General features: G+C 40.8%; 34 protein-coding genes. 9 read left to right on the forward strand and 25 right to left on the reverse strand.

The window, feature by feature from the left end:
• The first annotated feature begins 34 nt into the window (after positions 1-34).
• From SYN7502_RS13770 to xisF, 4 genes are all read left to right on the forward strand, one after another.
• Positions 35-1,654: a B12-binding domain-containing radical SAM protein gene (locus SYN7502_RS13770; RefSeq protein WP_015169392.1), complete on the forward strand. Its 1,620-nt coding sequence runs from the start codon at positions 35-37 to the stop codon at positions 1,652-1,654.
• Between the two features lie 64 nt (positions 1,655-1,718).
• Positions 1,719-2,084 carry a hypothetical protein gene (locus SYN7502_RS13775; protein WP_015169393.1) on the forward strand — a complete coding sequence of 122 codons (366 nt, stop codon included), beginning with the start codon at positions 1,719-1,721 and terminating at the stop codon, positions 2,082-2,084.
• 9 nt (positions 2,085-2,093) lie between these two features.
• On the forward strand, positions 2,094-3,026 hold the full coding sequence (locus SYN7502_RS13780) for a RecQ family ATP-dependent DNA helicase (protein WP_015169394.1): 933 nt from the start codon (positions 2,094-2,096) through the stop codon (positions 3,024-3,026).
• 26 nt (positions 3,027-3,052) lie between these two features.
• Positions 3,053-5,029 (forward strand): fdxN element excision recombinase XisF, encoded by a 1,977-nt coding sequence (gene xisF, locus SYN7502_RS18430; protein WP_015169395.1) that lies wholly within the window; start codon positions 3,053-3,055, stop codon positions 5,027-5,029.
• A 129-nt stretch (positions 5,030-5,158) separates the two neighbouring features.
• Here xisF and SYN7502_RS18435 read toward each other — a convergent pair whose 3' ends face one another.
• The 13 genes from SYN7502_RS18435 to SYN7502_RS20270 all read right to left on the reverse strand — a co-directional run bounded on the left by SYN7502_RS18435 (position 5,159) and on the right by SYN7502_RS20270 (position 10,581).
• Complete coding sequence (locus tag SYN7502_RS18435; protein ID WP_015169397.1) at positions 5,159-5,797, reverse strand: prepilin-type N-terminal cleavage/methylation domain-containing protein; 639 nt, start codon at positions 5,795-5,797, stop codon at positions 5,159-5,161.
• A 10-nt stretch (positions 5,798-5,807) separates the two neighbouring features.
• Positions 5,808-6,035: a hypothetical protein gene (locus SYN7502_RS13790; protein ID WP_015169398.1), complete on the reverse strand. Its 228-nt coding sequence runs from the start codon at positions 6,033-6,035 to the stop codon at positions 5,808-5,810.
• 7 nt (positions 6,036-6,042) lie between these two features.
• Complete coding sequence (locus tag SYN7502_RS13795; protein ID WP_015169399.1) at positions 6,043-6,228, reverse strand: hypothetical protein; 186 nt, start codon at positions 6,226-6,228, stop codon at positions 6,043-6,045.
• Positions 6,229-6,733: 505 nt separating this feature from the next.
• Complete coding sequence (locus SYN7502_RS20265; RefSeq protein ID WP_015169402.1) at positions 6,734-6,886, reverse strand: hypothetical protein; 153 nt, start codon at positions 6,884-6,886, stop codon at positions 6,734-6,736.
• A gap of 119 nt (positions 6,887-7,005) precedes the next feature.
• Positions 7,006-7,275 (reverse strand): hypothetical protein, encoded by a 270-nt coding sequence (locus tag SYN7502_RS13805; protein WP_015169403.1) that lies wholly within the window; start codon positions 7,273-7,275, stop codon positions 7,006-7,008.
• Complete coding sequence (locus SYN7502_RS19045; RefSeq protein WP_071880373.1) at positions 7,266-7,703, reverse strand: hypothetical protein; 438 nt, start codon at positions 7,701-7,703, stop codon at positions 7,266-7,268. Before SYN7502_RS19045 ends, SYN7502_RS13805 begins: the two co-directional genes overlap by 10 nt.
• Positions 7,645-8,421: a DNA cytosine methyltransferase gene (locus tag SYN7502_RS19050; RefSeq protein WP_015169404.1), complete on the reverse strand. Its 777-nt coding sequence runs from the start codon at positions 8,419-8,421 to the stop codon at positions 7,645-7,647. Before SYN7502_RS19050 ends, SYN7502_RS19045 begins: the two co-directional genes overlap by 59 nt.
• A gap of 73 nt (positions 8,422-8,494) precedes the next feature.
• Positions 8,495-8,851: an HNH endonuclease gene (locus tag SYN7502_RS13815; protein ID WP_246828921.1), complete on the reverse strand. Its 357-nt coding sequence runs from the start codon at positions 8,849-8,851 to the stop codon at positions 8,495-8,497.
• Positions 8,848-9,708, reverse strand: coding sequence for a MarR family transcriptional regulator (locus SYN7502_RS13820; RefSeq protein ID WP_015169406.1), 861 nt, complete (start codon positions 9,706-9,708; stop codon positions 8,848-8,850). The genes SYN7502_RS13815 and SYN7502_RS13820 overlap by 4 nt, the downstream gene beginning before the upstream one ends.
• A complete protein-coding gene (locus SYN7502_RS13825; RefSeq protein ID WP_015169407.1) occupies positions 9,701-9,937 on the reverse strand; it encodes a hypothetical protein in 237 nt (78 codons plus the stop codon). The genes SYN7502_RS13820 and SYN7502_RS13825 overlap by 8 nt, the downstream gene beginning before the upstream one ends.
• Positions 9,934-10,176 carry a hypothetical protein gene (locus SYN7502_RS13830; RefSeq protein WP_015169408.1) on the reverse strand — a complete coding sequence of 81 codons (243 nt, stop codon included), beginning with the start codon at positions 10,174-10,176 and terminating at the stop codon, positions 9,934-9,936. Before SYN7502_RS13830 ends, SYN7502_RS13825 begins: the two co-directional genes overlap by 4 nt.
• A 62-nt stretch (positions 10,177-10,238) precedes the next feature.
• Positions 10,239-10,424, reverse strand: a complete 186-nt coding sequence (locus SYN7502_RS13835; protein ID WP_041429502.1) for a hypothetical protein — start codon at positions 10,422-10,424, stop codon at positions 10,239-10,241.
• Entirely contained in the window at positions 10,414-10,581 is a 168-nt protein-coding gene (locus SYN7502_RS20270; RefSeq protein ID WP_015169409.1) for a hypothetical protein, read from the reverse strand. The genes SYN7502_RS13835 and SYN7502_RS20270 overlap by 11 nt, the downstream gene beginning before the upstream one ends.
• A 40-nt stretch (positions 10,582-10,621) precedes the next feature.
• On the opposite strand from SYN7502_RS20270, the gene SYN7502_RS13840 reads away from it, so the two are divergent.
• Positions 10,622-11,062, forward strand: a complete 441-nt coding sequence (locus SYN7502_RS13840; RefSeq protein WP_015169410.1) for a helix-turn-helix transcriptional regulator — start codon at positions 10,622-10,624, stop codon at positions 11,060-11,062.
• Positions 11,063-11,092: 30 nt separating this feature from the next.
• On the opposite strand, the gene SYN7502_RS13845 is transcribed toward SYN7502_RS13840, so the two are convergent.
• The 10 genes from SYN7502_RS13845 to SYN7502_RS13885 form a co-directional block, all read right to left on the reverse strand.
• The gene (locus SYN7502_RS13845; protein WP_015169411.1) at positions 11,093-11,404 is read right to left on the reverse strand and encodes a hypothetical protein; all 312 of its coding nucleotides are present in this window, start codon (positions 11,402-11,404) and stop codon (positions 11,093-11,095) included.
• Between the two features lie 10 nt (positions 11,405-11,414).
• Positions 11,415-11,855, reverse strand: a complete 441-nt coding sequence (locus tag SYN7502_RS13850; RefSeq protein ID WP_015169412.1) for a Rad52/Rad22 family DNA repair protein — start codon at positions 11,853-11,855, stop codon at positions 11,415-11,417.
• Between the two features lie 195 nt (positions 11,856-12,050).
• Entirely contained in the window at positions 12,051-12,299 is a 249-nt protein-coding gene (locus tag SYN7502_RS13855; RefSeq protein WP_015169413.1) for a hypothetical protein, read from the reverse strand.
• Between the two features lie 47 nt (positions 12,300-12,346).
• Positions 12,347-12,667, reverse strand: a complete 321-nt coding sequence (locus SYN7502_RS13860; RefSeq protein WP_015169414.1) for a DUF3768 domain-containing protein — start codon at positions 12,665-12,667, stop codon at positions 12,347-12,349.
• Positions 12,668-13,183 (reverse strand): siphovirus Gp157 family protein, encoded by a 516-nt coding sequence (locus tag SYN7502_RS13865; protein WP_041429505.1) that lies wholly within the window; start codon positions 13,181-13,183, stop codon positions 12,668-12,670.
• Between the two features lies 1 nt (position 13,184).
• Positions 13,185-13,322, reverse strand: coding sequence for a hypothetical protein (locus SYN7502_RS20275; protein WP_015169416.1), 138 nt, complete (start codon positions 13,320-13,322; stop codon positions 13,185-13,187).
• Between the two features lie 69 nt (positions 13,323-13,391).
• The gene (locus SYN7502_RS13870) at positions 13,392-13,976 is read right to left on the reverse strand and encodes a hypothetical protein (protein ID WP_015169417.1); all 585 of its coding nucleotides are present in this window, start codon (positions 13,974-13,976) and stop codon (positions 13,392-13,394) included.
• Positions 13,977-14,047: 71 nt separating this feature from the next.
• Complete coding sequence (locus SYN7502_RS13875) at positions 14,048-14,353, reverse strand: hypothetical protein (RefSeq protein ID WP_015169418.1); 306 nt, start codon at positions 14,351-14,353, stop codon at positions 14,048-14,050.
• 11 nt (positions 14,354-14,364) lie between these two features.
• Complete coding sequence (locus tag SYN7502_RS13880) at positions 14,365-14,661, reverse strand: hypothetical protein (protein ID WP_015169419.1); 297 nt, start codon at positions 14,659-14,661, stop codon at positions 14,365-14,367.
• Between the two features lie 112 nt (positions 14,662-14,773).
• The gene (locus SYN7502_RS13885; RefSeq protein WP_015169420.1) at positions 14,774-15,202 is read right to left on the reverse strand and encodes a hypothetical protein; all 429 of its coding nucleotides are present in this window, start codon (positions 15,200-15,202) and stop codon (positions 14,774-14,776) included.
• Positions 15,203-15,297: 95 nt separating this feature from the next.
• Between SYN7502_RS13885 and SYN7502_RS13890 the strand changes: the two genes are divergently transcribed.
• Positions 15,298-15,579 (forward strand): hypothetical protein, encoded by a 282-nt coding sequence (locus SYN7502_RS13890; protein ID WP_015169421.1) that lies wholly within the window; start codon positions 15,298-15,300, stop codon positions 15,577-15,579.
• Here the strand turns inward: SYN7502_RS13890 and SYN7502_RS19840 are convergent.
• Entirely contained in the window at positions 15,576-15,785 is a 210-nt protein-coding gene (locus SYN7502_RS19840) for a hypothetical protein (RefSeq protein WP_144050222.1), read from the reverse strand. The two genes, SYN7502_RS13890 and SYN7502_RS19840, sit on opposite strands and share 4 nt — an antisense overlap.
• Positions 15,786-16,055: 270 nt before the next feature.
• Positions 16,056-16,196, reverse strand: a complete 141-nt coding sequence (locus SYN7502_RS20280; protein ID WP_168130370.1) for a hypothetical protein — start codon at positions 16,194-16,196, stop codon at positions 16,056-16,058.
• A 26-nt stretch (positions 16,197-16,222) separates the two neighbouring features.
• Here SYN7502_RS20280 and SYN7502_RS13895 point away from each other — a divergent pair, with 26 nt between their 5' ends.
• The 3 genes from SYN7502_RS13895 (at position 16,223) to xseB (ending at position 18,180) form a co-directional block, all read left to right on the forward strand.
• Entirely contained in the window at positions 16,223-16,534 is a 312-nt protein-coding gene (locus SYN7502_RS13895; protein WP_015169422.1) for a hypothetical protein, read from the forward strand.
• A 247-nt stretch (positions 16,535-16,781) separates the two neighbouring features.
• Positions 16,782-18,002: an exodeoxyribonuclease VII large subunit gene (gene xseA / locus SYN7502_RS13900; RefSeq protein ID WP_015169423.1), complete on the forward strand. Its 1,221-nt coding sequence runs from the start codon at positions 16,782-16,784 to the stop codon at positions 18,000-18,002.
• On the forward strand, positions 17,995-18,180 hold the full coding sequence (xseB, locus tag SYN7502_RS13905) for an exodeoxyribonuclease VII small subunit (RefSeq protein WP_041429507.1): 186 nt from the start codon (positions 17,995-17,997) through the stop codon (positions 18,178-18,180). Before xseA ends, xseB begins: the two co-directional genes overlap by 8 nt.
• The last annotated feature ends 29 nt before the right edge of the window (positions 18,181-18,209 follow it).

An 18,209-nucleotide genomic window follows, 5' to 3' on the forward strand; every position in this document is an offset into this window, starting at 1 on the left:
TTTAGATTAATATTTTTACAAAAATCCCAAAACTTTGTCCAATCATAACTTCGACTCCGAGAAGCTTCTATTTGAACCCTGTAGCCCTGATCCCAATGCGATCGGGATTATCTATGCTTTTCCCAATACCTATACCGTTGGTATTACTAGCCTTGGTTATCAGTTTGTGTGGGCAGACTTGGCAACTAGACCCACCGTGGAAGTTAGTCGATGGTTTACGGATACCCATGAGCCTTTACCCCGATCGCCTGAACTTTTGGGATTTTCATTTTCGTGGGAGCTTGACTATGCCAATATTTTAGGGGCTTTAGAAAGTTTAAGTATTCCTATTAACCAAAGCGATCGCAGTTCAAAACATCCCCTAGTATTTGCAGGTGGTGCAGTCCCTACAGCTAATCCCGAACCCTTTGCTGAGTGGTTTGATTTTTTACTGCTTGGCGATGGTGAAGAACTGGTAGGAAATATGATTGCCCATTATCAACAGGTTCGATCTGCTCCCCGTCACGAAAAATTGCGATTGCTCAGTCAAGTTGCAGGAATTTATGTACCAAGTTTATATGAAGTTAAATATGCAGGAATTGATGGGGCGATCACTTCTATTCAACCCATAGCCCCAGACATCACCGCTACAATTACCAAACAAACCCATAAAGGTAATACCCTTTCCGCTTCCACCGTAGTTACGGAAAAAGCCGCTTGGTCAAATATTTACATGGTGGAGGTTGCCCGTAGTTGTCCCGAAATGTGTAGATTTTGTCTTGCCAGCTATTTGACTTTGCCGTTTAGGACTCCCAGTGCTGAAGGTAGCTTAATTCCTGCCATTGAGCGCGGCTTAAAAGTGACGAATAGATTAGGATTACTCGGTGCCTCTATTACCCAACATCCCGAATTTGAGACCTTACTCGACTATATTGCTCAGCCCCAGTTTGACTCAGTGCGCCTTAGTTTAGCATCGGTACGGACTAATACTTTATCCTTAAAACTCTGTCAAATCTTGAGTAGTCGAGATAGTCGTTCCGTGACGATCGCTGTGGAAAGTGGTTCCGAAAGATTGCGCCAAATTATTAACAAAAAACTCCATAACGAGGAAATTCAACAGGCTGCTGCCAATGCCCAAGCAGGAGGACTAAGTGCCTTAAAACTCTACGGTATGGTGGGAGTACCCCAAGAAGAAGATGCAGACATCGATCAAACCATTGAGATGCTTTTAGCTGTGAAAAAAACTGCTCCTAAGCTTAAAATTAGCTTTGGATGTAGTACCTTTGTCCCTAAATCCCATACACCGTGGCAATGGTTAGGAGTTGATGCTCACGGGGATAAAAAACTCAAGTACTTACAAAAACATCTTGCGCCTAAAGGCATAGATTTTCGCCCTGAAAGTTATAAGGATTCAATTATTCAGGCTTTAATTTCCCGAGGCGATCGCCGTATTCAATCTGTACTCAAACTAGCATACGAATATGCAGAACATAAAATCCCCAGTGACGGGATGTATAAACGTGCATTTAAGGAACTAAAAGGACAAATTCCGCCCTTAGAGTATTATGTCTATGCTAATTGGACAACGGATACAATTTTACCTTGGCAGCATTTGCTCGGTGCTTTACCCGCAGGTACGTTAATTAAACATTTAGAATCTTCCTTGAATTTGTAAGTGATACCTGAAATATTTAGGGCGATCGCTTATCTTAGAAATAGATAAAACCATAATTAATCCTATGACTAACTCTCCCACCACCCTAACCTATTCGCTGGAAGAAGTTTTACAACGCTTTGAACAAAGAGTCGAGCGTCAATTTGCGGAAATTAATCAAAAGATGGACAGGCAATTTGCGGAAATTAATCAAAAACTTGAGGAGGTCAACCAAAGACTTAATAAGTTAGAAATTGGACAAGCAGAACTTACAGGTGAAATTAAAGCTTTAGAGGAAAGAGTGTCTGGAGAAATTAAAACCCTAGATCAAAAAATTTCAGGCATAGATAACCAAGAATTTATTAATCGTGGGGTTTTGGTAGCTTTAATTGTGACTTTGATTGGTGGTGCCGCAAAATTATTTGGATGGATGCCGAATACTTCTGTATAAAAAAAACTCATGGACTGGGATACAGTTCGCACTAAGTTTAAGCAGGTCTGGGGATATGATGATTTTCGTCCACCCCAAGGAGAAGTAATTGCTAATTTACTTGCTCGCCAAGACAGTATGGTGATTTTAGCAACTGGTAGTGGTAAATCTATTTGCTTTCAATTACCTGCTCTACTCCAAAATGGACTAACTTTAGTAGTCTCGCCATTATTATCGCTGATTGAAGACCAAGTTAAAGATTTACAAAGTCGTAACCTTGCTGCTGCTGCCCTCCATAGCAGTTTATCCAGCCTGGAGCGCAAACAAGTATTTAAAAGAATCTCTAGCCTCAGACTTTTATATCTTTCCCCTGAAACCCTCTTAAGTAAACCAGTTTGGGAAAGACTTAGCGATCCAGATTTAGTAATTGTAGGCATGATGATTGATGAAGCTCACTGTTTGGGGCAGTGGGGAGATTCCTTTCGCCCAGACTATCGTCGCTTAGGAGTTGTACGTTCAGCTTTAATGACCCATAAACCTGCTAGTCATGGCAATATGGCGATCGCTGCATTTACCGCTACAGCCGATCCTAAAACGCAATCTGACCTTAAGTCTTGCCTAAAACTACATACACCTCAACTAATCCGCACCAGTCCCTATCGTTCTAATTTAAGCTTAAATGTGGCGATTGCATGGACAATGGCAGGCAGAAAGAGCCAAACCTTAAAATTTATTCAAGCTCACAAAGGACAATCTGGCTTAATTTATGTTCGCAGTCGCCGTGATACTGAAGAGTTAGCAGAATGGCTCAAGGGGCAATCTTTTCTGACTTCGGCATATCATGCAGGCTTACCCAGTTCGGAAAAACGAGAAATTGAACGTAAATGGTTAGTTGGCGGCTACCCCTTTGTGATCGCAAGCTCCGCATTTGGGCTGGGAACTATCATACAATTGGAAGTGTAAAATGGTTAATAAATTATCAACAATTAATGAGAATTTACGGCTGTACCAATCAAAGAGATTTAGTAGAACTACCTAATACACATCTTGAGAAAATTTACAACATTGTTTTACCTAATTCTAGTTCTAATAAAAGAATAATTGGATATGCAAGATTAAGCAGTAGAGAACAGCATTTAGAGGGTTATTCACTAGAAGCTCAGATGATGAGATTGATCAATGCTGGTTGCAACGAAATCATATTTGATATTCAGAGTGGTCGCCAATATAAAGAGCGCGATCGCAAGGGCTTCCAAGAATTACTTAGATTAATAGAACTTGGTCAAGTTGATGAGTTGGTTGTTGATCGGATTGATAGGTTAGGTCGATCTGTCCTGTCAATTAGGAAGGCGATCGATTTTCTTTCTGCAAAGGGGCAAAAGCTGCGATCGCTAAGAGAACAAATAGATACTGATACTGCCAGTGGTAAGTTAATGCTCAATATGCACGCTAGTCTTGCTGAATATTATTCTGATGCTTTGAGCGAAGCAGTGAAAAATGGACACCGTGGGATGAGAGAGCGCAATTCTGCATACTTTCCAATATTTGGGTACAAAGTTGAAAATCAAAAATATGTACCCGACTATACGGAGGTTCTATGTCTAATAGATGGTCGGCAAACCTTAACTAAAGTAGATATTGCCAAGGACTTAATCAAAACTTATCTGGAATTTAGAAGTTTTCGAGCTGCCCGTATAGCGATCGCAAAAAAGTACGGAATTAATCACATTCCAGATACAGCTTGTGGCAGAGGTAGTAACCAGCAAGGGCGCGTAAAAATGCCGATTACATCTGCTGGCTTTAGTAGTTGGCTAAATAATCCAATACTTCGGGGTCATACCTGCTATGGACGATCTGGTAAGCAACGAACTAGACACAGTTCTAAATGGGATATTCGAGTGAATACACATGAAGGCATTATGAGTGAATCAGAATATCAAGAAGTAAGCCAATTGCTCCAATGGAACGTCGATCATCATGTTAGGCACAATGGGAAGACAAAGCCAATACACCCGCTATCTGGGTTAATTAAATGTGCAGAATGTGGTGGTACTCATCGGGTCTATTACACAATGGGACGAGAGAAAGTCTATATGTATGGCTGTAGTAACTATGCTAACTATCGGTCATGTACTCAAAAGCAAGTAATTCAGTACAGACTAGTTGAGCCATTGGTACTAAAAATATTATCTGAACGAGCAGTTAATCTCGCCCAACTTGCTAATACTGTTAACCCAGTACCAGAGATACCAAAGCTTCGGGAATTGCGATCGCAGTTATTAGGATTAGAAAATCTTGGCAATAACCCTGCCCTTGAAGCTGCTAAGAGAGATTTACAACGCCAGATAGAGCTAATTCAATTTGAGCAAAAGTCCAATGAATTAAATGCTAAGTCTGTTCACTCTCTGACTGCTGAAGTATTTGCTAATCCACTTTACTGGTCAACTTTGGATCAACAGAATAAGCAGGATATTTTTAGAGCATTGATCAAAGAAATTTTAGTTAGAGGTCAATATGTTCTAGGGGTAACTTTAAGAGATGGTCATGCTGTCCAATTTCCAGATTTGAAAGTACCAAAAGAATTGAAAGGTCACAAGATAGTAGTTGGCACTAAAGTTATAGTCTGCTCCCGTTGGGGCGATCGCAAAGAAGGCGAGGTAACTCAAATAACTTATCGCAGCAATACTGAAAGTACAAAGCGTTTAACCGTTAATTGCGAAAAAGAGACAATTTACTTTGATAGACGAACTGGTAGAGAAGTCCCACCATCTGGAAAGGTTGATAGGTATGTTGTAACAAGATGGATCGAAATTGAAACTAAAGATAAGCCAAGTATTCATTGTCCAGTTTGTAATAGCGATCGCCTCCGTAAGAATGGTCATAATCATGCTACTGGTAGGCAACAATTTGTTTGTAAGGATTGTTCTAAGCACTTCCTACTCAAACCTATTGATGAGAATGATTAACCCTCTCTAAAATTTCCTGCATCTGTTCAAGATTGCTGATCGACTCGTCAAAACTACACATAGACTCGACATTATCCAGAGTCTCTTCAACTAAGATTTTTAGATCAAGGTAATCGGACTCAGTAAGCTTTATGGACATTCTGTACCCTCCCCTTGCCTGACTGCTCCCAGCAAAGTGACTATGCTTGTACACCGCTTGAGATTGCCCTTGGTGATAGTTACTTGGCTCGGTACATTATTAGGATTTATAGTTCCTTGATAATTAATTGGGATAGCGATCGCACTGACGGTAACATCATCACTCAATGTCTGCCAAATTGGAGTATCACCACTGGTATAGACTGCATACTCAGCATTAATACCGTTCTGCCTAAATTCAACGATCTTCGTTACCTTATTCAGCTTTGCCTCTGACTTGGCTTGAGCTATAGCACTATAAACTTTGCCATTAGCTGACCTGACACTTTGATTATTTAGAAAGCCAATCCAACCGGGCGCAGCGATCGCACTCAAAATACCAATCATTGTCATGACTACCAATATTTCTAGCAAAGTATAACCACGGTCGCCCACATACTTAATGGCATCACCACAAGCCAAGTCGATTTGACCGATTAGAAAACTCTCCGCCGCCTCGATGTTTCCAAAGGTCTGCTCGGATCGATTGATCATTTTTGGCACAGCTTCAATGTAGCCAAAGAACTTACCCTCAGTGCCAGCAATCCAGTAAGTGTAACCACGATATTTAATTGGTTCTGTTGTGTTCATAGTTCTGACGTTATTTCACATTCTCTATTTCAATATTTATGAATTCGTTAATGTATTCATCAACTTTAATAGCAAATTCTTCAGCATCTTCTCGGTTTTCAAACCTTGTACCCAGTGAAACTCCATGTCGAAAAAAATCTGTTTCCAAAGGACAAAAACGTATGTAATAAGGTTTATCTCCATCGCAATCCATATAAACTTCGCAATATTTTCTTACTATCTTTTCTGCTTCTTTCATATAATTTTTAAAATGGAATTTCATCATCAATAATTTGTGGCTTAGCTGGCTCCAACCAAACGAGCTTCGGACGGTGGTAGAAAGTAGTTAAATAACCTCCATACATATCGTCATAGCCGTGAGTTATTCCTAAGACGAGTTCAAATTTGTAACCAAGCCTAACTAAATCAACCCACTCAAAAATCTGAGTCATATTCAATCCCCCAGTAAATATTGATCATTGGCGATCGCAACAGGATCGCACGGTACCCAGCAAATCCAAATCTCCAATTACTTTCAACTCTGATCAATGCAATTGGTGATTGAAATATTATGTGTAGCCATTTTCCATTTCTTTTAATTGGTAATTTCATCGTCTCCTTCTCCTTTGGTTTACATATCTCTCAATATCTGTATTTACAAACCATGAGATCGCTACGATCATTAACATTGCCAGTATGTGAATCATGATTATTATCAAAATCATTTGCTTATTGCCATCTTGATATGTCTATATCCCCTGTCATTAGTCGTTGGGTGGCATCGATGCCTGAAGGTATGAACATAATCCGATCCTTCAATCTTGCTACCCATGTACTGCCAAACTTCGCCATTGTTTAAACATTCACTTTCACCCTCCAAATCAACTAAACGGCTCCAAATTATTTCCCACAGATTTGGCATTTCGATTTGATCTACCCAAAAACATTTAAGGTCTGTCATTTCCACTCCTCCTCTAGATCATGTCGGACTAAATTAATACAGAAAATTTCAATCAAATCCATAATTTTGATAGCCATATCTACATTTTTGGCATTAATCCTGATTAATATTTTGTTGCCATCTTGCTCTGCTTCAAGTCTATTTTTCATATCAATTTTTCCTCAATTAACTTAATTTCCCTAGCAATCCTCTCTAATTCATTCCTACGGGCGATCGCACCCATAACCATCACAAAGCCAATCCGCCTTAGCCTTACAGTAAAAGCATTTCATAGTGGGTCGATTCCTATATCAATTGCTTTATCTAGCCATTGGTGAATATCTTCAACTGTGGCGATCGCCTCAACAGATTGCCTCAGATTTTCAAGTTCTTTGCTTTGCATCCAAACCGTGGCATTAACCCAAATAGCAAAGTAACTTTTGAGTAAGCCTATATCTTTGCTACTTAGTTCTAGTCTGTTCACATAAGCGATGACTGCTGCTTCCAGATGACCGCTAGTTTCATTTTTCCAATACAAAGGCTGGGTAATTATTTGCATAAGCTCTTCTCAATTAATTTAATTTCCTTACCAATTCGCTCTAACTCATTCCTGCGGGCGATCGCCTCTCCTGCTCTCTTGACCTCCTTGCTGTTTTCTTCCCCTATGTACTGACGCTTTACCAGTCCACTCTCAGACTGAGCTAAACTACTTTGCCTTTTAGCTGGGAATATTGCCTTATTGCTCCGATAGTAAGCCTGACGGAATTTACGCTTAGAAACTTTGCCATACTCAATCCAAACTCCGCTTTGAGCAACAGGACCAGTCGCACGAATAAAATCAGCTTTACTTTGAAGGTCTGCTAAGCGATCGTATAGCTCAATCCAGTTAGAATCCTCCTGACTAATTTCACGTTCTAGGGGTAACTTTTCAACTGCGCTCGATGCAGGAATTGAGATACTTAACTCTTCTAAGGGCGATCGCTGCACAGGCAGGCACAACAGTTCTTCCGAATAGGTATCGACTTCTAATTCTTCCAGGCGATCCTCTTTCGACTCCCACAGGCACCTCGTCCAGTCCATCGGGAAACCTAACAACTGCGCCATCGTCTGTGGACTCAAACATTGGGAATCTGCTAATAGCCCGTTGTTCTTGAACCATGTCTCGCACTTGGTCTGCCCAGCAGGTCGGCTTCTGCCCGTGGATTTCGAGGCATTCGGGGTAGGCAATGATAAAAACCCTTTCTCTACGGTGGGGGGCTTTAAGTGCGGCTGCGGAAATAGTCTGCCATTCTGCATCGTACCCGCTTTCGGAAAGTCCCCAAAGGACTCTATCCATTCCTCTATTGAGTAACCGATGACTGAGTAATCCTGTGGGGTTTTCGATGATGATAAACCTTGGTCGGCACTCGTTGATGACTCTGAGTGCTTCAAACCAAAGTCCACTATGTTCGTGGTCAAGTCCTGTCCTTGTACCTGCGATACTTGTACCCGTGCATGGAAATCCAACGGTCGTAAGGTCGAAGTTTCCCCTAGAACATTGGTAAGTTCTGATGTCTTCGTGGATTGGTATATCTCGCCAGTGCGATCGCAGGACGGCTTGGGCATCGGGATCGATTTCGACAAACTGCGTGGTTTTAATTCCACCAACTTGCTCGGCTGCGAGGGTAAAGCCTCCGATTCCTGAAAATAAGTCAAGGTGTCGCATTGTTCTAGGGGTAAAGATTTTTGGATCGCCCGGGGATTTTTGCCATGACCAGCTAATTGTTCTAGGGGATAGTTCATCGATCTACCTCCAGTCTTAGCTGACCTTCACGTTCTTTCTTAAGTCGCTTTTTCATTGCCATTTGCCCAACGTCATACCTGAGATGGCATGGTTTACATAATGCTCTTAAGTTCGAGCGATCGCAATTTTCAGGATGATGATCTAAATGAGCAACCGTTAAAGTAAATCGCTGGGGATGATCTATCGCCTCGGCAAACTCGGAACTCTGCATATCCCAGTCTGAGAAAAACTCTGCCCATGATTCACCATTCCTACGGCATTGTTTACCGCATTCCTCGCATTTCCAGGCAACTGCTTGCTTAATCTCAGTTGCGATCGCCTTCCAGTCATCTGGGTATAGTTTTCGATTCATCGGCATAGCAAGCTCCTCCACTCTGGGTGTTTTTCAAAAATCTGCTCTGCAAATTCATCAGGTAGTCTTGCCCTAGCAAATTCGTAATCTCGCATTTTTATTGCTGCTGAAATACTCTGCTCTAATCTCCAAATATCTTCAGCAATTAAATCTCTCGGCTTCGGCTTTGTTTTTTTGCTCTCCTCATAGAGCGATCGCCAATGATTTCGGTCTTTTTCTAGGCATTTAGCAGCGTAAGCATCGGCATTGGATATTTCTATCCCTTTTTGCTTTTCAACGGTCTTAATGATGAATTTCTTGAGTTCTTTATCTGGATCGTCCTTGGTTTCTTGGGCGATCTCTTGATCGTTTTTGACTTCAACCTCATGATTTTTTAATTCAAAATTTTCATTTTTCGATCTGATCTGATCAGTCTTATTAGTCTTAATAGTCTTAGAGTCTTCCGAATCCTCTCCTAGAGTGGCTTTAGAGGGTATCACTGTGCTTTTTTGATCAATCTCTGTGATCTTTTGATCCTTTTGCGTGATCTTTTGATCAATCGTGTGCTTTTTTGATCCAGAGTGTGACTTTTTGATCACACCTGTGCTTTTTTGATCACACTCTTTTTTTACCGTAACTACTACCGTGTCTAGTTGAAGGGTAATATAGCCTTCATTGCAAAGTGTCTTTAAAGCTCTACTGCACGTTGATCTATTTATTTTTAATTCAGTTGCTAACTCGGTTACATTGATCCGCATCGTGCGATCGCCAAATGGATCGAGAGTTCTTAAGTGGTAAAGAACGACAATCTCAACAGGTTTAAGGTTTTGTCTCACTTCTGTCCACTCTTTATGTTCTAGGGGATAAAACTTACTCATGCTCCTCCCCCTCCTCTTCTAGCTTGGAACTTTTACCCCAACACTCATTACAAAGCTCGTCGCCATAATGATCATCGCCACCAAAGCACCACGGCACTGAGCGATCGCATAGATCACAGATAAATTGCTTACCTTCACGGCAATATTCACAATCCTCGCTATATTGGCAATCAACCTTATTCGGTAAATTAGTAAAATAGCCTTGCTTGGCTAGGTAATCTTTTATCATGACAACCTCCAGCCCGACAGAGTTGAATAAATCTGTCCTACTTCGAGCATCGTCACATGACGGCTTGGATCGGTAACTTCGATTTTTATAGAATCGCCTTTAATTTCCCGAACAATTCCACTAATAAATGTCGAGCCGTTCTCGTTGTAAAATCCACCTATAATCTCACCACAGCCAACCTCGGTACCAACTAAATCACCGATATTTGGCTTAAAATAGTCTTGTACTTCAAGTATCATTTCTAAGTTCATTCCTACAATTAATGGACAACACGCCCTCTACTGGTAATAGAGGGTTTTCTTTATGCAGCAATCTTTTCAGATGCTTTCAAGCTTTGTAATTCACCTTTAATCAACTGCTCAAAATCACTTTTTTTTACTGGACAACAATTACCCCTAGAACGTTGATAATTTGACCAGTACGCGATCGCCTTCTTCTCAGCTTCAATAAACTGCAAAGCACTATCTCTAAGCAACTTACTGATCACTTGCCTTACCTATTGGGTAAATAGATTTGTCGTTCAGACCACGACGTATCGCATCATTCAGCACTTCGCAAAATTCCCGTCCTTCAATTGCTGCACGAATTAGCACTGATCTTTTTAATTCTGGCTCTAAGGCTGTAGTAGTCTTTTCTCTCTTCATAATAAACCTATTAATTCATAATAAACTTATTATAAAAGAAATGACGTTACAACGTAAAGAAGTTATGCAACAATTTGTTTTATTTAAGCCAATGGATCGAGATTTCTGCGATCGCTTTTCATCAAAGGTTAGACAGCTTAGAGGCGATCAGTCTCAGTTACAGTTTGCTAGATTGCTTGGCGTGACTCAACCGACTATTGCTGCGTGGGAAAATGGGAGTATTCCAAATCTTGAAAATATAGAAAAGTTAGCTGAACTTTATGCTGTTAAGCCAGAGGAATTTATTGCCGAAATGTATGGTCGAGCGATTGTTACTGAAACTAAAGAGCCTATTGAAGATCAGATTAAGAAATTACCAGTTAAAAAACTCGCTAGTCTGCTAATGATGATTGCGGTTTTAATTGGGGGAATCGTGTCAATTGATAACAAAGATAGTGATTCTAATGAAAAAATAATTGAGAAGCAAGAAAATAGACGGTAGTGACATACCTACCACTCTTTTAGAAAAGCATTAAAGATCAAGCGTTTTGACAGTAAAACATTCCATCTTAAACTTGCAATCCAAAGCTATCAACATGGCATTCATGCTATCTAAATTAGGAACAGAATCGCCTTTAAAATATCTCTGTAGTTGGGTAAATTTACTTCTTTGTTTTGCCCCAGTTACACGCTCGTATCCCCTTGCTAATTCGGCTAACCAGTTATCTCCCCATAGCTCGATCGCACGGCTTTTAATGCCATCTAGTTGCTTTTGAGTTAATTGTTGGTAATCAAGTTGATCTAGCATTTCTATACAGTCTGATTTCTTTTCAGCTAACAGCATAATCTATCTCCTACATTTTTTGTTTTAATTTGTGCCAACGCATATCGCCTTCTTTGCATAGATGCCTAATGACAAATTCTTGATCGTCCAGATAAGCACCTACGCCGAACGACTCAGCAGCATTTTTAAAAGCATCGGCGATCGCTCTCTCGATTGGAGTGCCACGGCTCATGTCATTACCCTTACTAGATAATTGTTGAATCTTGGCATTGCCCACAGCTTCCCTACTTATCCCAGCGATCGTTAATTTACATCGGACATAGCAATATTCATCTAGGTAATTTGGATCACTGTAACTCACTTGCCAATCTGGACAAGCTTGATGAAGGCGTGATCTGATTTTTTGCCAACGGATATAAACCCATTGCTTCCCACCTGGTAACTCTCTAATTTCATGATCTGCTGCTGGGAATGGCTGTTTTAATTTTTCGGTAATTTCCGTGATTGTCATAATGTTCTAGGGGTAACTTATTCAGGTAAGGGCGGCTCTGCCGACCAATGCGAGCAAAGCGAGCCAGTAAATAAAGGCGGATTACGCCCCAAGAAAATAAAAGCGCATCAACTCATAAAAAATCAAACTGCGCTCCAAGATGCTTAGATGTCAAGGATTTACAGCTACCTTCGCTACACTGAAATCCTTGATGCTTTATTCACAATAATTGCCAATCAACTCACCATCAATTAAAGTCTCGGGGTTTATTTTGATCGCCTTTACTGCGACTGTCCCATAGACTTTGTGTCCAAATTGGTCGGTGTGCTTTTTAATAAATCTATCTCTAAAATCAATTGCCCTTTTCTCGGTATTGAATATGGCGATCGCCTTTACATCAATCCCATAATTAAAAAATCGCTCTGCATAGACTAAATAACCTTTACTCGTAAAATGATTCAACATAATTTATCCTCAATATTTAATAGGGTTAGTAACCTCCCCTAGAACGTTTAATATTCGCTGCTGTGCATGATGGTCATTACTCTACGGGTAAGACTCTCATTAGTTGGGTCTGGACTGGCATATATAAGATCGAGATCGTAATAGTCAATCTTCCAGTCGTATTTATCCCCGTTAATTTCAATAATTCCGAAATCATGCTCACCGTATGGATCGTTATCCTCATTAAAATCATCAAAAGTAGCTACCTTTGTTAGAAGTTCATGTACATCTGTTGCCCTAGCTCCTGCGGTCAATAACCAATACTCGTTAGGTTCGGATTTACGGAAAGCATCATTTAACTGGGCAATTGTTTTAGTTTTAGTTTCCATTTATTTAATCCTCAAAGATTGTCCGCGATCGCCTAATCTGGCAAAGTCTAAAACCTCACCTTTATCTAAAGCCTGTCTAACTGCCACCCGATCAATCTCTCTATAAGTAAACTGCTCTGGCAATTCGGACGCTGGCACATCATCTAAAATCATTGGAGCTTTCCCGCCATTCTTAGCAAGGGTCAACCGATACCGATCTGTCTCGACGGTCTTGAGTTTGTGTGCCTCAAAAAACTTTTTCAGATTTGATTTGAGAGCTTTAACCTTATTTTCATCAATCTGCGATCGGTTACTAAGTCTGTCAGATTCGGCTTTTCTAACATCTGCCCTAGCCTGTAACTCTTGGATCAATCCTGCATAGTTATCTAGTTTTTGGTCACGGTCTGCAATTGTGCTGTTAAAACTCTCTAGGTATCGGGCGATCGCTTCATCCTGAGCTTCGGGATTATCAATTAAATCCTCTAGCTGTTGCTCTAGGTCGATCAAATCTCTCGAAATTTCGATAAGTGTATTCATTTTATTGGTTCCCATATCGTAAATAGTCATCCATAAACTCGTTTTCCTCTTCTTTTAGAAATGCTTCTTTCTCTTCATCATTTAGCTTTAAGCTTTCTAAATCTTCGATTTCGATCTCAAACTCATCAATTATCTGCATAATAGTTAAATCCTTAATTGGGTACTGCCCTAGCCGTGCTACTAAACTTGACTAGGGCTTTAATTTTTACTAGGCTGCGACTGGCTCAATTGGTACTAAAGCCTTCCTATCTGCTTCAGACTCTCTACGCACTGGCAACATCTCACGGGTTCCGTTTGCATCTCCCAAGATTGGGTTATTTTGCATAAAACCGATGATCTCCTCTAGTTGCTTTTTCTCCTCTGCGGTCTTTCTAGGTCTCCAGTCAAACTTAACTGATTTGTATGGATCGCCTTTACCGTTTTGGTGACTCTGGAAAGAGATAATAAATATGCCCTCGGCTGGTTCACCAGATTCCATTAACTGGGTAATCTTTTGGTTAAATTGGCTTAAGCTTCTGGTCTTAATGTAAGACACACAAACTGTATTGCTTGGTAAGATTTTGCAGCTAGGGGCAGGAATAAAAAATATCTGTAACCAGTCTGTGTCTCTGGTTTTGCCCAAGCTACCGAACATTTGCTTTACACCAATGATCGAGATTTCCATTGAGTTACCTAGATATTCATCATCACTGATCGCTATCTGTCCAGCTTGGCAATTTAACCGTACTGAATAGGGTTGTTGTGGTAGAAAGATAGAGTCTTTGGGTTTGGTTCCGAATACTTGTAATGACATAGTTTTAGATTTTCTTTATTGGGTTTACTACCTGAGCTTTTAGAGACATCACAGGCTTTGGTCATTCAGAATTAGAGATTATTAGCGATCTCTTCGATTACTCCGTCCATCTTGATAGCCTGACCTGTGGTACATCTGCCCCACCAAGTACCGTAATCATTTTCTAAGATTGGCTCTTTATGTTCTCTCAGCTTTTCCGCTAACCAGTTAGAGATCGACCACCATTCAAAGATTTCTCTATAATGGTCTGTTTCATCATCGTTAAGATTTTCGATGTCTTCGATAGAGAATAAAGAACTTTCAAAACACTTTTCGATTAGTGAACTTTGGCAGAGATAAATATCTTCTCTAACAATCCTTTCAGTCATTTCACACATGGTTATTACCTCTAGGCTGCTAGGATTTGATCGAATATGTATTGATCCGCTTCATCCTCTGCGGTGTAATTTGGTTTGAGTTTGGCGATCGCATTATCGAAACTATGACCATTAAAAACGTGTGGATTACTACCGCTAACTACTGGCATACATTCTTCAATCAGAGCATCTACAGCACCGTCAAACCAATTTCTGTATGTGCCTTTTAATTTCTCTAAGTCGTGCATTTCGCCGTACTCTTCCCACATTTGCTGTCTGGCTTTGAATGCTGCCGATGTGATCGCTTGTTCTATTTTCTGTGTGTTCATGGTATTTATTGATTAAGTAAATTGGGTTTACTGCCTCTCTGACTCTGACCAGTCTTTGAGGCTCTTTTTTTTGCTCATTTCTGAACTGATTTAAGTATAGCAAATTGTACTATTAAAAGCAAACACTTTTAAGATAATCTTTAAGACTGCTATATCCAATCTGCGCTAAAACTGCGTAGCCGTGCTTACAGACTCCATGCCCAAAAAACTCGGTTTGATTTCGATAATCGTCACACTCACAGGCGATCGCATTCACCCCTAGAACAACCTTATAAACACTGTCCTTTGACTCATTTCTAACTGAATAACTGCAAGACTGATAAGCATTACGAGTTACTACAAGCCCTCTGGCTGCGGCTCTACGTTTATCTACAAAGTGCTGTTTAAATGCCTTTTTACTGATAAATGTCGGGCGTTTGCCACTGACCCAAACCCAGATAACCCAGCCAAATTCCTGTATCTTGACCGCTATGCGATCGCCTAAGCCTAATAACCGTCTGACTGCTGAAACTGAGTAAAGAATAGAAAACTTAGTAACCATTTATTTAACCTCTAAACTAAGAATAGTATAACATTTTGTACTATTAAAAGCAAACAAACAATGATATAATAGAGAAAAGAAACGGAGACAAAAAGATGAAAAGTTTACTACTGCCAACTGACCTGCAAGCTGCGATCGTGTGGACACAGAGAGAGAAAACCCGAACACTAATAGCCCTAGACCCGATGAAAGTAGCAGGAACAGAAACTGTAAAATGGCTGAAACAAAACGGAACCGCTAGGCGGCAAGGAACCCTAAAAAACTACTATGTGGTGGACTGGCAACCAAACGCTGACTGGATGACAAACGAACTAAAAAACTGGCAACTACCAAGCCAAGGCAGCCGCACCCCAAGCAACTATGTAAAATGGGACTAGACCGCCCCGCCCCCCACAGGAGAGCCACAAGGACAGCCCAACTGAGAACCCCCTAGGGCTTGCCCCCCACAACACACACTCATACTCCGCACCACCGCACTACACATTAAACAAATTGAGCGCAGCGAATCAATATAGACGGGCGAAGCGGAACACACCCCAACGTAGAGATGCACACCACAAAGCGGAATACAAAAAATCTTCAAAAAAGCACAACAATAAACCGCGCGGAACGACTGTGGAGCCAATAAAAAAACTGCCCCAAAAATAACCAGTGGAGCGAAGCGGAACCAAAATAAAACGGGGCATCAAAAGACATAAATTAAACAAAAGTGCTTTCTGCTCATGTAGCGACTGGTGTGCTATACTCTCCAATCCCGTGGAGCGTAGCCCAAAAATAAAAGCGCAGCAACAATAAAAAGCCTTCCCCGTGCCTAGTGGCGTTCGAGCGTAGAGACTTTTATATTTAGATCAAGTTAAGCCAAATTTCTTTCAGAGCGATCGCAGTAACTCACCCCTAGAACATCAAATTCACTGGCAAATTTACGACTATTAATACTGGACAGATAGCCATTTACTTTATTCCCATAGCGATCCCTTCGATACAGGATAGTCAAAATGCGCTCAATGTTTTCCCGTAGGGATGGTGCGCCAAATTAATAAAAGTAAGTCGGGCGAAGCTGGTCGCAGTCAATTGGTGGTTTTGATCGGATCAAATTGGCGGTTAAGTAAACAGAGAGATTTATTAGGCGATCGCAAACTGATTATCTATCCCAAAATTTCAATGATGATAAAGTTCCACCGTGGATATTTTTTCCTGATGGCTGCTTCAACCTCTGACTCTGTGGGATTACTTTTAGTTACTTGTACGGACGTAGTTGTTGTTGAGCTTGGGGTGCCACCTGTTGATGAGTATTTGATTCTTACACTTACTGATACCATTGACTTTTCCTAGATTGATTAGGCGATCGCATACTTATTAATATCCTATATCCTGATGCTTTTGAAATGATCGGCAGGTTTCCCCGTAGGGCTGCGGAACCAATAAATAAATTGAAGCGGAAGCAGTCGGCTGAATCAATGTTTTGAGAGAGACACTTTCTAGGGGTAACTTTTTCTAAGCGATACCTAATTCACACTAGAAATGTTTACAGTAGCGATCGCCTATAGAATGACTTTGAGACACTACCGTTAAATCAAAAATGTCTAGGAATAATACTCAAATAAGTGTCACTGCCTTAACCCAAAAGATTACAAAGCTGCTCAGAGAAAGTATTGGTGAAGTTAGAGTATTAGGCGAGATTTCGGGGTATAAAGCTGCGTCCTCTGGGCATCGGTATTTCACACTCAAAGATGATGAGTCGCAAATAGACTGTGTACTCTGGGGTAGCAAGCAAATCTCCTTTATGCCTAGCGATGGGATGCGGGTAATTGTTACGGGTAAGCTGACGGTCTATGCCACGAGGGGTAAATATCAGATTGATTGCCAATCTCTAATACCTGCTGGTCAAGGTGAGTTATATCTGGCTTTTGAGAGATTGAAACAGGATTTAGCTGATGGTGGATTTTTTGATCGCAAGCGTCCTATCCCAGCATTACCTTTGCATATCGGCATAGTCACTTCTCCCACAGGAGCAGCCATACAGGATATGTTATCTACTCTTAATAGGCGATCGCCACACTGTCAGATTTATCTATGTCCAGCTAGTGTGCAAGGGGAATATGCAGCCCAAGAAATTGCCAATGCTATCACCAGACTAAATCAAGTTTTAGCGGGCTTTAATAATGCGGTGCTGATTGTGGGTCGGGGTGGTGGTTCTTTAGAAGATTTATGGGCGTTTAATACTTTACCCGTTGCCGAAGCTATTTATAATTCAGAAATTCCTATAATCTCCGCAGTTGGGCATGAGACAGATTTTACGATCGCTGATTTTGTTGCCGATGTCCGTGTCGCTACGCCAACCGCCGCCGCCGAATTAGTAACTCAGAGCGATCGCAATACTTTACTCGGTTATATTCAAGCGGTTGAGCAAGAGTTAACTGAGAATATTCAAGCAGTCTTAGAGTCTAAGAAGCAAAAAATTGATCGCTTAATTAATAGCTATGGATTTCAGAAATTGGGCGATCGCTTGAAGAACTACAGTCAAAGGGTAGATGAAGCTGAGAATGCCTTAACCAAGCTGATAAATCGCAACTTAAAAACTGCCAGAACTAAATTAGATGCTCTTGAAGCTCATGGTAAATCTCTATATCCATTGTCTCCTCTGGGTAGGGGTTTTGCCTTATTACAAGATGGCAATCATATTATTTCTGCCAGTGAATCTTTGAGTGAGTTTGACCAGATAGCGATCGTCCGTAATAGCGAAGTTGCCCATGCTACGATCCAGACCGTAAAGCCCAAACTAACCTATGACCATGACTAGCTTTGAACAGCAGATTCAGCGATTAGAAATTATTGTAAAAACCTTAGATCGTGGTGATGAACCCATTGCAGTTTTACTGGAACTTTATGAAGAGGGTATGGGTTTAGCATGTAAATGCCGAGAGTATCTTGAGACTGCCGAGCAAAGGGTAACACTGATCAATCAAGAAAATGGCTGAAGAAGGTGAAACTATAAGGACTGGTCTAG

Origin of the sequence: Synechococcus sp. PCC 7502, from assembly GCF_000317085.1 — a bacterium.
GTDB lineage: Bacteria > Cyanobacteriota > Cyanobacteriia > Pseudanabaenales > Pseudanabaenaceae > PCC-7502.

Excerpts from the sequence above, each read along its gene's own strand:
- SYN7502_RS13775 (WP_015169393.1), top strand. The coding sequence starts at position 1,719 with ATGACTAACTCTCCCACCACCCTAACCTATTCGCTGGAAGAAGTTTTA.
- SYN7502_RS13780 (WP_015169394.1), top strand. The coding sequence starts at position 2,094 with ATGGACTGGGATACAGTTCGCACTAAGTTTAAGCAGGTCTGGGGATAT.
- xisF (WP_015169395.1), top strand. The coding sequence starts at position 3,053 with ATGAGAATTTACGGCTGTACCAATCAAAGAGATTTAGTAGAACTACCT.
- SYN7502_RS18435 (WP_015169397.1), bottom strand. The coding sequence starts at position 5,797 with ATGAACACAACAGAACCAATTAAATATCGTGGTTACACTTACTGGATT.
- SYN7502_RS13790 (WP_015169398.1), bottom strand. The coding sequence starts at position 6,035 with ATGAAAGAAGCAGAAAAGATAGTAAGAAAATATTGCGAAGTTTATATG.
- SYN7502_RS13795 (WP_015169399.1), bottom strand. The coding sequence starts at position 6,228 with ATGACTCAGATTTTTGAGTGGGTTGATTTAGTTAGGCTTGGTTACAAA.
- SYN7502_RS20265 (WP_015169402.1), bottom strand. The coding sequence starts at position 6,886 with ATGAAAAATAGACTTGAAGCAGAGCAAGATGGCAACAAAATATTAATC.
- SYN7502_RS13805 (WP_015169403.1), bottom strand. The coding sequence starts at position 7,275 with ATGCAAATAATTACCCAGCCTTTGTATTGGAAAAATGAAACTAGCGGT.
- SYN7502_RS19050 (WP_015169404.1), bottom strand. The coding sequence starts at position 8,421 with ATGCGACACCTTGACTTATTTTCAGGAATCGGAGGCTTTACCCTCGCA.
- SYN7502_RS13815 (WP_246828921.1), bottom strand. The coding sequence starts at position 8,851 with ATGAATCGAAAACTATACCCAGATGACTGGAAGGCGATCGCAACTGAG.
- SYN7502_RS13820 (WP_015169406.1), bottom strand. The coding sequence starts at position 9,708 with ATGAGTAAGTTTTATCCCCTAGAACATAAAGAGTGGACAGAAGTGAGA.
- SYN7502_RS13825 (WP_015169407.1), bottom strand. The coding sequence starts at position 9,937 with ATGATAAAAGATTACCTAGCCAAGCAAGGCTATTTTACTAATTTACCG.
- SYN7502_RS13830 (WP_015169408.1), bottom strand. The coding sequence starts at position 10,176 with ATGATACTTGAAGTACAAGACTATTTTAAGCCAAATATCGGTGATTTA.
- SYN7502_RS20270 (WP_015169409.1), bottom strand. The coding sequence starts at position 10,581 with ATGAAGAGAGAAAAGACTACTACAGCCTTAGAGCCAGAATTAAAAAGA.
- SYN7502_RS13840 (WP_015169410.1), top strand. The coding sequence starts at position 10,622 with ATGACGTTACAACGTAAAGAAGTTATGCAACAATTTGTTTTATTTAAG.
- SYN7502_RS13845 (WP_015169411.1), bottom strand. The coding sequence starts at position 11,404 with ATGCTGTTAGCTGAAAAGAAATCAGACTGTATAGAAATGCTAGATCAA.
- SYN7502_RS13850 (WP_015169412.1), bottom strand. The coding sequence starts at position 11,855 with ATGACAATCACGGAAATTACCGAAAAATTAAAACAGCCATTCCCAGCA.
- SYN7502_RS13855 (WP_015169413.1), bottom strand. The coding sequence starts at position 12,299 with ATGTTGAATCATTTTACGAGTAAAGGTTATTTAGTCTATGCAGAGCGA.
- SYN7502_RS13860 (WP_015169414.1), bottom strand. The coding sequence starts at position 12,667 with ATGGAAACTAAAACTAAAACAATTGCCCAGTTAAATGATGCTTTCCGT.
- SYN7502_RS13865 (WP_041429505.1), bottom strand. The coding sequence starts at position 13,183 with ATGAATACACTTATCGAAATTTCGAGAGATTTGATCGACCTAGAGCAA.
- SYN7502_RS20275 (WP_015169416.1), bottom strand. The coding sequence starts at position 13,322 with ATGCAGATAATTGATGAGTTTGAGATCGAAATCGAAGATTTAGAAAGC.
- SYN7502_RS13870 (WP_015169417.1), bottom strand. The coding sequence starts at position 13,976 with ATGTCATTACAAGTATTCGGAACCAAACCCAAAGACTCTATCTTTCTA.
- SYN7502_RS13875 (WP_015169418.1), bottom strand. The coding sequence starts at position 14,353 with ATGTGTGAAATGACTGAAAGGATTGTTAGAGAAGATATTTATCTCTGC.
- SYN7502_RS13880 (WP_015169419.1), bottom strand. The coding sequence starts at position 14,661 with ATGAACACACAGAAAATAGAACAAGCGATCACATCGGCAGCATTCAAA.
- SYN7502_RS13885 (WP_015169420.1), bottom strand. The coding sequence starts at position 15,202 with ATGGTTACTAAGTTTTCTATTCTTTACTCAGTTTCAGCAGTCAGACGG.
- SYN7502_RS13890 (WP_015169421.1), top strand. The coding sequence starts at position 15,298 with ATGAAAAGTTTACTACTGCCAACTGACCTGCAAGCTGCGATCGTGTGG.
- SYN7502_RS13895 (WP_015169422.1), top strand. The coding sequence starts at position 16,223 with ATGGTGCGCCAAATTAATAAAAGTAAGTCGGGCGAAGCTGGTCGCAGT.
- xseA (WP_015169423.1), top strand. The coding sequence starts at position 16,782 with ATGTCTAGGAATAATACTCAAATAAGTGTCACTGCCTTAACCCAAAAG.
- xseB (WP_041429507.1), top strand. The coding sequence starts at position 17,995 with ATGACTAGCTTTGAACAGCAGATTCAGCGATTAGAAATTATTGTAAAA.